At 68.4% G+C, this 12,706-nt stretch carries 9 protein-coding genes; 7 read left to right on the top strand and 2 right to left on the bottom strand.

The window, feature by feature from the left end; translation table 11 throughout:
* Positions 1-17: 17 nt before the first annotated feature.
* Together hglS and amaB are read left to right on the top strand one after the other, a co-directional pair.
* Positions 18-1,256 (top strand): 2-oxoadipate dioxygenase/decarboxylase, encoded by a 1,239-nt coding sequence (hglS, locus tag K0O64_RS07225; RefSeq protein WP_096310558.1) that lies wholly within the window; start codon positions 18-20, stop codon positions 1,254-1,256.
* The gene (gene amaB, locus K0O64_RS07220; RefSeq protein WP_096310556.1) at positions 1,253-2,809 is read left to right on the top strand and encodes an L-piperidine-6-carboxylate dehydrogenase; all 1,557 of its coding nucleotides are present in this window, start codon (positions 1,253-1,255) and stop codon (positions 2,807-2,809) included. The genes hglS and amaB overlap by 4 nt, the downstream gene beginning before the upstream one ends.
* Here the strand turns inward: amaB and K0O64_RS07215 are convergent.
* Positions 2,806-3,252, bottom strand: a complete 447-nt coding sequence (locus K0O64_RS07215; protein WP_096310554.1) for an ester cyclase — start codon at positions 3,250-3,252, stop codon at positions 2,806-2,808. The two genes, amaB and K0O64_RS07215, sit on opposite strands and share 4 nt — an antisense overlap.
* Positions 3,253-3,306: 54 nt before the next feature.
* Between K0O64_RS07215 and K0O64_RS07210 the strand changes: the two genes are divergently transcribed.
* Positions 3,307-3,957, top strand: a complete 651-nt coding sequence (locus K0O64_RS07210; RefSeq protein WP_071947126.1) for a TetR/AcrR family transcriptional regulator — start codon at positions 3,307-3,309, stop codon at positions 3,955-3,957.
* Here K0O64_RS07210 and K0O64_RS07205 read toward each other — a convergent pair.
* Positions 3,954-5,045, bottom strand: coding sequence for an epoxide hydrolase family protein (locus K0O64_RS07205; RefSeq protein WP_096310552.1), 1,092 nt, complete (start codon positions 5,043-5,045; stop codon positions 3,954-3,956). The two genes, K0O64_RS07210 and K0O64_RS07205, sit on opposite strands and share 4 nt — an antisense overlap.
* Before the next feature lie 80 nt (positions 5,046-5,125).
* Between K0O64_RS07205 and K0O64_RS07200 the strand changes: the two genes are divergently transcribed.
* The 4 genes from K0O64_RS07200 to K0O64_RS07185 all read left to right on the top strand — a co-directional run bounded on the left by K0O64_RS07200 (position 5,126) and on the right by K0O64_RS07185 (position 12,691).
* Positions 5,126-5,341, top strand: coding sequence for a ferredoxin (locus K0O64_RS07200; protein WP_071950036.1), 216 nt, complete (start codon positions 5,126-5,128; stop codon positions 5,339-5,341).
* Positions 5,338-6,738: an NAD(P)/FAD-dependent oxidoreductase gene (locus K0O64_RS07195; RefSeq protein ID WP_096310550.1), complete on the top strand. Its 1,401-nt coding sequence runs from the start codon at positions 5,338-5,340 to the stop codon at positions 6,736-6,738. The genes K0O64_RS07200 and K0O64_RS07195 overlap by 4 nt, the downstream gene beginning before the upstream one ends.
* A gap of 9 nt (positions 6,739-6,747) precedes the next feature.
* Positions 6,748-8,019: a cytochrome P450 gene (locus K0O64_RS07190; protein ID WP_096310548.1), complete on the top strand. Its 1,272-nt coding sequence runs from the start codon at positions 6,748-6,750 to the stop codon at positions 8,017-8,019.
* 160 nt (positions 8,020-8,179) lie between these two features.
* The gene (locus K0O64_RS07185; protein ID WP_220046492.1) at positions 8,180-12,691 is read left to right on the top strand and encodes an ATP-dependent helicase; all 4,512 of its coding nucleotides are present in this window, start codon (positions 8,180-8,182) and stop codon (positions 12,689-12,691) included.
* Positions 12,692-12,706 lie beyond the last annotated feature (15 nt).

The following is a 12,706-nucleotide window of genomic DNA, read 5'->3' as shown; positions in this document are numbered from 1 at the left end:
CTCAGCGGTGGTGTTTCGTGAGCGATGTCGAAATCTGGCAGCTGCGAAGGCGCTTCGCCGCCAATCTGTCGGCGATGTACGGTGCCGAGGTTCCCGCCTACACCACCCTCGTGGAGGTCAGCGAGGCCGTGAACCGCGACCACGTCGCTCGGCATCCGCAGGCCGAGCGGCTCGGATCGATCGAGCGGGTCACCGCGGAGCGCCACGGTGCCATCCGGGTCGGGACTCCCGCCGAACTGGCAGATGTGGCAGACCTTTTCGCAGCCTTCGGGATGTATCCGGTGGGCTTCTACGATCTGCGCGAGGCCGCCTCCCCCGTTCCGGTGGTGTCCACGGCGTTTCGCCCGGTCGATGCTGTCGAGCTGGCGCACAACCCGTTTCGGGTGTTCACCTCCATGCTGGCGACCCGCGACGGCAGGTTCTTCAGCACCGACCTGCGCCGGCGAGTCGACGAATTCCTGGACAGGCGCACACTGTTCGATCCGCAGCTGATCGTCGACGCCCGCCACATCGCGGCCGCGGGCGGCTGCGCTGCCGATGCCGCGGATGAGTTCGTGGCCCGGGCGGTGGCCGCGTTCGCGCTGTCTCGGGAGCCGGTCGACCGGTCGTGGTATGCCGAACTGACCGCCGTCTCGGCTGTCGCCGCCGACATCGCCGGGGTGCCCACCACGCACATCAACCACCTGACGCCGCGGGTGCTCGACATCGACGAGCTGTACCGGCGGATGAGCGAGCGCGGCATCGCGATGATCGACGCCATCCAGGGACCGCCACACTGGCACGGACCCGCTGTGCTGTTGCGCCAGACCTCATTTCGCGCACTCGCCGAGCCGCGCCGCTTCCGCGAACCGGACGGCACCCTCACCGACGGCACGCTGCGCGTGCGCTTCGGCGAGGTCGAAGCCCGCGGCGTCGCGCTGACCCGCAAGGGCCGCGAACGCTATGACGCCGCGATGGCGCACGCGGACCCGGCAGCGGTGTGGGCCGACCACTTTCCCGATTCCGACGACGAGATGGCCTCGCAGGGCCTGGCGTACTACCACCGCGGCGACCCGACGGCCCCCGTGGTCTACGAGGACTTCCTCCCGGCGTCGGCCGCCGGAATCTTCCGCTCCAATCTCGATACCGACACCGAAGCCGCCGCCGTGGCAGACGAATCCGGTTACGACGTCAACTGGATGGCCGGCGCCATCGACAGGCCCATCCACGACCCCTACGACCTCTACGACGCGACCGCCCAGGAGGCCCCCGCATGAGCACCACGACCACCACCACTTCGTTGCCCACCGCCGCGGACCTGCGCGCGGCCGTGCGTGCGGCCTTCGCCGCCATCGGTGCGCCCACCGATCTCGCCGAGCCCGGCGGGCAGGGATTGCCCGCCAGCACACCAGTGACCGGCGACATCCTGTTCACCGTCTCAGAAGCCACACCGGAACAGACGCAGGCCGCGATTGCCGAAGCGGCGCAGGCATTTTCGTCCTGGCGAACCACCCCCGCCCCGGTCCGTGGCCAGCTGGTGGCCCGGCTCGGCGAGTTGCTGCGCGAACACAAGGCCGACCTGGCCACCCTGGTCACAATCGAGGCCGGCAAGATCACCTCCGAGGCCCTCGGGGAGGTCCAGGAGATGATCGACATCTGCGATTTCGCCGTCGGGCTCTCCCGCCAGCTCTACGGACGCACCATCGCCTCCGAGCGCCCGGGACACCGGCTGATGGAGACCTGGCATCCCCTGGGTGTGGTCGGCGTCGTCACCGCGTTCAACTTCCCGGTCGCGGTGTGGGCGTGGAATACCGCGGTCGCGCTGGTGTGCGGGGACACCGTGGTGTGGAAGCCCTCGGAACTCACCCCGCTGACGGCGATCGCCTGTCAGGCGCTCATCGAGCGGGCCGCCGCCGACGTCGGTGCACCGGCCACGGTGAGCCGGCTGGTGGTGGGCGGCCGCGAGGTGGGCGAGGCACTCGTTGACGATGCCCGGGTGGCGTTGGTGTCGGCGACCGGCTCGGTGCGGATGGGCCGACAGGTCGGTCCGCGGGTGGCCGAGCGCTTCGGGCGGGTACTGCTGGAACTCGGCGGCAACAACGCCGCCGTCGTAACCCCTTCTGCTGATCTGGATTTGGCGGTGCGGGGCATCGTCTTCTCGGCGGCGGGCACCGCGGGTCAGCGCTGCACCACGTTGCGCCGGTTGATCGCGCACACCTCGGTGGCCGACACCCTCGTCGAGCGGATCACCGCCGCCTACCGCAGCCTCCCGATCGGTGATCCGGCAGCCGAGGGAACGCTCGTCGGTCCGCTGATCCACGAGACCGCGTATCGCGATATGGTCGGCGCCCTGGAACAGGCCCGCGCCGACGGCGGCGAGGTGATCGGCGGCGAGCGCGGGCACGTCGGCGGTGAGGATGCGACGGAGGCCTTCTACGTCACGCCGGCGGTGGTGCGGATGCCCGCCCAGACCGAGGTCGTCCACCACGAGACGTTCGCCCCCATCCTCTACGTGCTGACCTACGACACGCTCGACGAGGCGATCGAGCTGAACAATGCTGTCCCGCAGGGACTCTCGTCGGCGATCTTCACCACCGACGTTCGGGAGGCCGAACGCTTCCTGGCCGCCGACGGGTCGGACTGCGGTATCGCCAACGTGAACATCGGCACCTCTGGCGCCGAGATCGGCGGGGCGTTCGGTGGCGAGAAGCAGACCGGTGGTGGTCGCGAGTCGGGGTCGGATTCATGGAAGGCCTACATGCGGCGGGCCACCAACACCGTCAACTACTCCTCGGAGCTACCTCTGGCCCAGGGCGTGCACTTCGGTTAACCGCCGAGCAGGCTGAGCAGCTCGCTACGGCCGATCTGGTTGACCAGGGTGGCGGCGTCAAAGTAGATGCGCTCGTTGGTGATTCGATCACCCTCGAAGGAAAACACCGCGATGACGGGCACCCGGAACGCCTTGCCCGTCGGCGGCAGCCCGTAGAACTCGCCGAGATTGGTGCCCAGCAGGTCGAACTCGACGATCACCGCGTCATCGGTGACGTGGAAGCGGGCGTTCTCATGGCGCTGGTCGGGGAACGCGGTGCGCGTGGTGAGGTAATACGTCATGACTTCGTCGTCACCGTCGAAGACCTGTTTGGTCGGGACGATCTCGTAGCGCGGGTGGCCGTTGAAGGTCGCCAGGGTCCGGTCGAACTCCTTGGTCACCTCGGTGTCCATGTGTTCCTTGATCACGTCGAGCCGACGCTGACGCATGTCGTCGCTGATCATCGAACTCCTTCATTCGCCAGAACCTGTTGTACATGTGCCAACTAGTATGTCCGCATGCCGGACTCCCCCGCCCGCCGACGCCTGTCGCCCGAAGACCGGCGCAGCGAGCTCCTCGCGCTGGGCGCCGAGGTGTTCGGGCAGCGTCCGTACGACGAGGTCCGCATCGACGAAATCGCGGAACGCGCGGGCGTCTCGCGGGCACTGATGTATCACTACTTCCCGGACAAGCGGGCGTTCTTCGCCGCCGTGGTGCGCGCCGAGACCGAGCGGCTGTTCGAGGCCACCAACACCCCGGCGTCGGCAGGTCAGACCCTCTTCGACCGGCTGCGCTCCGGAGTGGTGGCCTATATCCGCTACGACGAGCGGCATCCGCACGGCGCGTGGGCGGCCTACATCGGCATGGGGCGCACCGACCCCGTCCTGCGCGGCATCGACGACACCGACAACGAACGCCAGATGCAGCGGATCATGGCCGCGATCACCGACGTGGTGCAGGGCGATCTGGACTCCAAGGTCGAGCGTGACCTGCGGGCCATCGTCTACGCCTGGCTGGCCTTCACCTTCGAATTGTGCCGCCAGCGCGTTCTCGACCCGTCGATCGACGCCGATCACCTCGCCGATTCGGGCGCCCACGCCCTGCTCGACGCGATCGTGCGGGTGCCGGGCATCCCGGCGGTGCTGGCCGAGGCGGCCGGCCGCCGCTAGGTCACTCCTGCGAAGAACGCCCGGACGTCGTCGACGAACAACTCAGGCTGCTCGAACGCACCGAAGTGACCGCCGCGCGGCATGTCCGTCCAGCGAGTGACGTTGTAGCTGATCTCGCACCAGCTGCGCGGCGGACGCATGATCTCCTTCGGGAACCGCGCGATTCCGGTGGGCACCTCGACCCTGCCCTGCGCGCCGAAGAACCGGAAGCTCTCCCAGTAGAGACGGGCTGAGGACGCCGCCGCGTTGTTGACCCAGTACAACATCACGTTGTCGAGAAGCTCGTCGCGGGTCAGCGCATTCTCGGGGTGCCCGTCGCAGTCGGTCCAGGCCCAGAATTTCTCGACGATCCAGGCCAGTTGCCCGACCGGGGAGTCGGCCAACCCGTAGCCGAGCGTCTGCGGGCGGGTGGACTGTTGCTTGGAGTAGCCGGAATCCCATTTCGCGTAGAACTCCCCCGCGGCAAGCGCGTCCTTCTCCTCCGGCGTGGGGTTGTCCAGCGGGCCGCTGGGAAAGGCCACCGGCATGTTCGTGTGGATGGCGATGCACCGGCCACCGTTGCGGCCGATCTGCGTGGTCACCGCCGCACCCCAGTCACCGCCCTGCGCGCCGTAGCGCTCATAGCCCAGCCTGGCCATCAGCGTGTCCCACGCCTGCGCGATCTTCTCGATCCCCCAGCCCGTCGTCGTCGGTTTGGCCGAGAACCCGTAGCCGGGCAGCGACGGGCACACGACGTGGAAGTCGTCGGTCAGCGGTTCGATCACTTTGGTGAATTCGACCACCGAGCCGGGCCAGCCGTGCGTGATGATCAGCGGCAGCGCGTCGGGATTCGAGGACCGCTGATGGATGAAATGGATGTCCAGCCCGTCGATCTCGGTGACGTATTGGTCGAAGCGGTTCAGCGCCGCCTCACGTGCGCGCCAGTCGTATTCGTCGGCCCAGTGCGCCGCCAGCTCCCGGGTGTAGGCCAGCGGGATGCCCTGGCTCCAGTCGTCGACGCACTCCTGCTCGGGCCATCGTGTGCGCGTGAGCCGGTCTCGCAGATCGGCCAGGGCGTCGTCGGATACCGCGATCCGAAAGGGCCGCACTTCACTCACGGAGCAGTCCTCCTAGTCAGTTGACCGAATATTAACCAGCCAAGGCATGCGCAGGTCTAGTGTCTGCGCTCATGCGGCTGGTGGTCGATCTCAACAAGTGCCAGGGCTATGCACAGTGTGTGCCACTGGCGCCGGAGGTTCTCCAGCTGGTCGGTGAAGAGGCCTTGGCGTACAACCCCAACCCGGACGATTCGCAACGCCAGCAGGTGCTGCGGGCGGCGGCGTCGTGCCCGGTTCAGGCGATCATCCTCGAGGTCGATCCACCCGCGGATCGCGAGACGCCATGATCGGTACCTACAACCTGGATGAGGTGGTCGCGAAGTTCCGGGCCGAGGGTCGCATCGCCATCGTGGGCGCCTCACTGGCGGGCCTGCGTGCGGCGGAGGCGTTGCGGGAGAGAGGGTTCAACGGCTCGCTGACCATCATCGGTGACGAACCGCACGAGCCCTATGACCGCCCGCCGCTGTCGAAACAGGTACTCAAGGGCTGGGTGCCCGCCGATCACACCAAGCTGCCACGGCTGCGGCGGGTCGACGCCGACTGGAAGTTGGGGGTCGCGGCCGTCGGTCTGGACCGGCCCAACCACGTGCTCAAGCTCGCCAACGGCGAGGACGTCGGATACGACCGGTTGCTGATCGCGACCGGGACCCGGGCCCGCCCATGGCCCAACCCCGCCGAGGGCGCGCTCCAGGGTGTCTTCACGGTGCGCACGGTCGAAGACGCCGCAGGCCTGGCCGCCGCCTTGAAGAGTCGCCCCAAACGGGTTCTGGTTGTCGGCTCGGGCTTCGTCGGATCCGAGATCGCCTCTGTCTGCCGGGATCTCGACCTGCCCGTCACGGTCGCGGAACGGGGCAAGGGTCCACTGCGGGGCGCGCTGGGCGGGGTGATCAGCGATATCGCCGCCGGCATGATGCGCGACGCGGGCGTCGATCTGCGCACCGGCGTCGCGGTGGAAGGCCTCGAAGGAGACGACACCGGGAAGGTCCGCCTCGCCCATCTGTCTGATGGCACCGCCCTCGACGTCGACGTGGTGGTGGCCTCGCTCGGTTCGATCCGCAACGTGGAGTGGCTCGACGGCGCGGGTCTGGCGGCCGGTCAGTGGGGCGTGGCGTGCGACGCCGGCTGTCGGGCCTTCGACATCAACGGTGTGGTGACCGATCACATCTTCGTCGCCGGTGACGTCGCACGCGCACCGCACGTGCTCTACGGCTACGAGTTCCTATCCCAAGAGCATTGGGACAATGCGGTTTTCGGCGCCGAGGTGGCGGCCAACAACATGATTCACCTGGAGGTCGGCCGTCGGCCGCACCTGCCGTTGCCGTCCTTCTGGTCGGGACAGTTCGGGGTCAACATCAAGAGCGTCGGGGTGTGCTCGTTCGGCGACGAGATCGTCTTCACACAGGGTTCGCCGGCGGACCGTCGCTTTGCCGCCGCATACGGCAAGCGCGGTCGCATCGTCGGTGCGGTCACGTTCAACCATGGCAAGTGGCTGCCCTACTACGCCTCGCTGATCGAGAAGTCCGCGCCGTTCCCACCGCCGCCGCCGGGCTACGACCGGCCTGCGGACGCCGAACCGATGCCCGCTCGCTTCCCGGATCCCCGTGAGCCCGCAGGCAATCCGGATGTGGTACTCACCGGCCATGACCCCACCGACCGCAGCGCCCAGTTCCGTCCGCGCGCCTAAGAGACCGTCATGGATGCCGCCACCGCCTGGGCCGAGGCGATGAAGTTCGAGAACCGCGCGAACCCCTACCCGTACTTCGACGAACTGCGCGCCACGCCGGTGGCCAAGGTGTCGGAGAAAACCTACGTGGTGACGGGATACGCCGAAGCTGTTGCGCTGGCGCATGATCCGCGGATCAGCTCGGATATCGGCCGTAGTCCGTCGGGCCTGTTCGGGGAGAAGCAGGCGCAGCTCCAGCCCGAGGAAGCCGCACAGACCCGCGACTCGAGCATGTTGGTCTCCGACCCGCCCGACCACGACAGGATGCGTCGGCAGTTCATGCGCCATTTCGGCCCGCCGCACACCCCCGACCTGATTCCGGGCATGGAGGCGATGATCGCCGACCTGGCCAACGAACTGCTCGACAAGGTCGCCGCACGCGGTGGCACCCGCATGGACGTCGTCGACGACTTCTCGTACCCGATCCCGGTGTCGGTGATCTTCCGGGTGCTGGGCGTGCCGATGGCCGACGAGCCCACGTTCCACGGTTGGGTCACCGACTTCATGCAGGGCGCCGATGTGGGGCCCGAGCGCGACACCGACGAAGGCCGGGCCGCGACGGCGAAAGCCGCCTCGAGCATGGTCGAGTTGAACTCTTACGTCCACGATCTGGTCGAGCGGCTCAGTCGTGAACCCGCGCCGGGATTGCTGTCGGCGGCGTTGCACGACGACGGACCGGACGGCCCGGTGTCCAAAGCCGAGGCCGAATCCAACGCACAGCTGCTCCTGGTCGCGGGCCACGACTCCACGGTCAACACCATCAGCAACTGCGTGATGACATTGCTGCGCAACCAAGGTTCCTGGGAGCTGGTGCGCAACAATCCCGAACTGATCCCGGGCACCGTCGAGGAGGTGCAACGCCTGCAAGGCGCCGTGCAGTTCTTTCCGAGCCGCTGGGCCACCGCGGACATCGAAATCGGTGGAACCCGCATCCCGGCCGGGTCGGCGGTGTTCCTGGTCTGGGCAGCAGCCAACCGTGACCCGCGCCGCTTCGCTCACCCCGATCGGTTTGATCCGACGCGAAAGGACAACGAGCACCTCGGCTTTGGCAGCGGCATCCACACCTGTTTCGGCGGACCGCTGGCGCGCCTGGAGATCAACGTTGCCCTCGAGATCTTCCTCAAGCGGGTGCGGTCTCCTCGACTCGTCGTCGACCCTCCGCCCTATCGGCACAACCAGGTGTTCCGCGGGCCGCGACATCTTTGGGTGGATTTCGCGGCGATTGACGATTACCGCCATTAGGCCTTTGACGTGCGCTTAGCGTGGCCCCCGTAGCAGCCTCAAGGCCTACGGGTAGTCGAATCGCCCTTAGTTTCTACTGTCGCGTGAATAAATCGATTCCTGAGGCGTCGCTCTTGTCGGTACCCCCTGGCACCCTGGAGTCGTGAGTCCCGCCGATCCGATGGCCCGGTTCAGTCCGCTGACCCGGCGATGGTTCACGGGCACCTTCGCCGAGCCGACGGCGGCCCAAGCGCGCGCCTGGTCGGCCATTGCCGACGGCGACAACACTCTGGTCATCGCCCCAACCGGCTCGGGTAAGACGCTGGCGGCATTTCTGTGGGCCATCGACCAGCTGGCCCAGGAGCCGGAGAAGCGCGGGACTCGGGTCCTGTACGTCTCCCCGCTCAAGGCCCTGGCCGTCGACGTCGAACGCAACCTGCGCACCCCGCTGACCGGCATCACCCGCATCGCCGAACGCGACGGCGTGCCGGCGCCGCAGATCAGCGTGGGCGTGCGCTCAGGCGACACCCCGCCGGCCCGGCGCCGTGAGCTCATCAACAAGCCGCCCGACATCCTGATCACCACCCCCGAGTCGCTGTTCCTGATGTTGACCTCGGCGGCCCGGGAAACGCTCACCGGCATCGAGACCGTGATCGTCGACGAGGTGCACGCGGTGTCGGGCACCAAGCGCGGCGCACACCTGGCGGTTTCGCTGGAACGCCTCGACGCGCTGCTGGAGACTCCGGCGCAGCGCATCGGACTGTCGGCGACGGTCCGCCCACCCGAGGAAGTCGCCCGGTTCCTGTCCGGTGCCAGACCGACGACCATCGTCGCGCCGCCGGCGGCCAAGACCTTCGAGCTGACCGTGCATGTGCCGGTGCCCGATATGGCCAATCTGGAGAACAACACGATCTGGCCTGACGTCGAGGCCCGCATCGTCGACCTCATCGAGGCGCACAAATCGACGATCGTGTTCGCCAACTCGCGGCGCTTGGCCGAGCGGCTCACCGCGCGGATCAACGAGATTCACGCCGAGCGGTCCGGGATCGAACTCGATGCGCCGGCCAACCGCCAGGTGCCCGGCGGACCGCCGGCACACATCATGGGCAGCGGCCAGACCTACGGCGCCGAACCGTTGCTGGCGCGCGCACACCACGGCTCGGTGTCGAAGGAACAGCGCGCCGCCGTCGAGGACGACCTCAAGAGCGGCCGGCTCAAATCCGTGGTGGCGACATCAAGCCTGGAACTCGGCATCGACATGGGCGCCGTCGATTTGGTGATCCAGGTCGAAGCCCCACCGTCGGTGGCCAGCGGATTGCAGCGCGTCGGCCGGGCCGGCCACCAGGTCGGCGAAATCTCGCGCGGTGTGCTGTTCCCCAAGCACCGCACCGACCTGATCGGCTGTGCGGTCAGCGTGCAGCGCATGCTCGCCGGGCAGATCGAAACGATGCGGGTGCCGGCCAACCCGCTCGACGTGCTGGCCCAGCACACCGTGGCCGCGTGCGCGCTCGAGCCGGTGAGCGCCGACGAGTGGTTCGACGTCGTCCGCCGCAGTGCGCCGTTTGCGACGTTGCCGCGCAGTGCCTTTGAAGCCACGCTGGATCTGCTGTCGGGCAAGTACCCGTCGACCGATTTCGCCGAATTGCGGCCGCGCCTGGTCTATGACCGCGACAACGGCACGCTGACCGCGCGCCCTGGCGCCCAGCGGCTGGCCGTCACGTCCGGCGGCGCGATCCCCGATCGCGGCATGTTCACCGTGTACTTGGCCACCGACTCCGAAAAGCCTTCGCGGGTCGGCGAACTCGACGAAGAAATGGTCTACGAGTCACGGCCTGGTGACGTGATCTCGTTGGGCGCCACCAGCTGGCGGATCACCGAGATCACGCACGATCGGGTGCTGGTCATCCCGGCACCCGGACAACCGGCCCGGCTGCCGTTCTGGCGCGGCGACGACGCCGGGCGGCCTGCCGAGCTCGGCCAGGCGATCGGTAAGTTCACCGGTGAGCTGGCCGGGCTTGGCCGCGATGACTTCGAAACACGGTGCAATCAACTGGGTTTCGCCGACTACGCCACCGACAACCTGTGGCAGCTGCTCGACGATCAGCGCAACGCCACGGCCACGGTGCCGAGCGACACCACCCTTCTGGTGGAGCGCTTCCGCGATGAGCTCGGCGACTGGCGGGTGGTGCTGCACTCCCCATACGGACTGAAGGTGCACGGTCCGCTGGCGCTGGCGGTGAGCCGTCGGCTGCTGGAGCGCTACGGCATCGACGAGAAGCCGACGGCGTCCGACGACGGCATCGTAGTGCGGTTGCCCGACACCGAGGATGCGCCGCCGGGCGCCGACCTGTTCGTCTTCGCCCCCGACGAAATCGAGCCGCTGGTCACCACCGAGGTCGGCGGCTCGGCGCTGTTCGCCTCGCGGTTCCGGGAGTGCGCGGCGCGGGCGCTGCTGTTGCCCAAACGCCACCCCGGTAAGCGTTCGCCACTATGGCACCAGCGGCAGCGGGCAGCGCAATTACTCGACGTGGCACGCAAATACCCCGACTTCCCGATCGTTCTGGAGGCGGTGCGGGAGTGCCTGCAGGACGTCTACGACGTCCCGACGCTGACCGACCTGATGAATCGGATCGCCCAACGCCGGGTGCGGTTGGTGGAGGTCGAGACCCCGATGCCGTCGCCATTCGCGGCCTCGCTGATGTTCGGCTATGTCGGTGCGTTCATGTACGAGGGCGACAGCCCACTGGCCGAGCGTCGCGCGGCCGCACTCTCCCTGGACAGCACGCTGTTGGCCGAGCTGCTCGGCCGCGTCGAACTTCGCGAACTGCTCGACCCCGACGTCATCGCCGCGACATCCCGCCAGCTGCAACACCTTTCCGAGGACCGCAAGGCCCGCGATGCCGAGGGCGTGGCGGATCTGCTGCGCCTGCTCGGTCCGCTGACCGAGGCTGAGATCGCCGAACGCTGCACTGTCGACGATGTCGGCGGTTGGCTCGACGGCCTGCATGCCGCTCGCCGGGTGCTGCCGCTGTCGTATGCCGGACAGTCCTGGTGGGCAGGCATCGAGGACATCGGCCGCCTGCGGGATGCGGTCGGCGTCGCCGTGCCGGTCGGGGTGCCGACGAGTTTCACCGAGGCGGTCGCCGATCCGCTCGGCGAACTGATGGGTCGCTTCGCGCGAACCCGTGGCCCGTTCACGACGGCCGAGGCCGCCGCCCGGTTCGGGTTGGGCTTGCGGGTTGCCGCCGACGTCCTGGGCCGAATGTCGGTGGACGGCAAGCTGGTTCGCGGCGAGTTCGTGGCCGGCCCGGACGCCGACCAGTGGTGCGACGCCGAGGTGCTGCGCATTCTGCGCCGCCGCTCGCTCGCGGCGCTGCGGGCGCAGGTCGAACCGGTGAGCACGGCGGCGTATGCGCGCTTCCTGCCGGCGTGGCAGCAGGTCGGCAGTTCGGCCACCTCCGGTATCGACGGGCTGGCGGGCGTGATCGACCAGCTGGCCGGGGTGCCGATTCCCGCATCGGCGGTCGAGCCGCTGGTGTTCAGTCCACGGGTGCGGGACTACCAACCGGCGATGCTCGACGAGCTGTTGGCCTCCGGCGAGGTCACCTGGTCGGGAGTGGGATCGATCTCCGGCAGCGACGGCTGGATCGCGTTCCATCACGCGGACACCGCGCCGCTGACACTCACGACGCCTGCCGAGATCGACTTCACCGACACCCACCGCGCCATCCTCGAAGTCCTCGGCGAGCCTGGTGAGGCACGCGGCGCGTTCTTCTTCCGACAACTGGTCAGCGGTTCCGAGGAGACGTTCAAAGCCGCACTGTGGGACCTGATCTGGGCCGGCTGGGTCACCGGCGACACGTTCGCGCCGGTGCGGGCCATGCTGGCGGGTGGGCGCAGGCCCGGAACCCGACGTCCGGCCGCGCCCGCGCATCGGCAGCGGCGCGCACCTCGGCTGAGTCGCTACTCGGTGGCGCACCCGCAGAACCGCTCGGTGGATTCGACGGTCGCCGGGCGGTGGTCGGCGGTGCCGGCTCGAGAGCCGGATTCGACTGTGCGCGCGCACTTTACCGCTGAGTTGCTGCTGAACCGGCATGGCGTGTTGACCAAGGGTGCGGCTGCGACCGAAGGTGTACCCGGCGGGTTTGCGACGCTGTACAAAGTGCTCACCGGGTTCGAAGACGCCGGACGGTGTCAGCGCGGCTATTTCGTCGAGTCGCTCGGTGGCGCGCAGTTCGCGGTGGCGTCGACGGTCGACCGGCTGCGGACCTATCTCGACGGAGTGGATCCCGAGCGGCCGGACTACCGCGCGGTCGTGCTGGCCGCCGCCGACCCGGCCAATCCCTACGGTGCGGCGTTGCCGTGGCCGGCCCGCCCCGACGCCGACGCAAGCCATCGGCCGGGGCGCAAGGCGGGCGCGCTGGTGGTCCTGGTGGACGGTGAGCTGGTGTGGTTCCTCGAGCGCGGTGGACGCTCGCTGTTGAACTTCAGCACCGATGAAGAAGCACAGCGCGCGGCGGCGGGGACGCTCGCCGAACTGGTCAGCAGTGGGCGCATCGGCGGTGTACTGGTCGAAAAGGTCGACGGCGTAGCCGTTTTGGAGGCGAGCGCACACGCCGACCGCAAGGCCACTGCCGACGCGCTGGTCGACGCCGGATTCTCGCGCACTCCCCGCGGGCTGCGGTTGCGCTGAGAACCAACAGGACGC

The organism is Mycolicibacterium pallens (assembly GCF_019456675.1).
In the GTDB taxonomy this organism is placed as follows: domain Bacteria; phylum Actinomycetota; class Actinomycetes; order Mycobacteriales; family Mycobacteriaceae; genus Mycobacterium; species Mycobacterium crocinum.
This window is presented reverse-complemented; position numbering and strand designations above follow the sequence as displayed.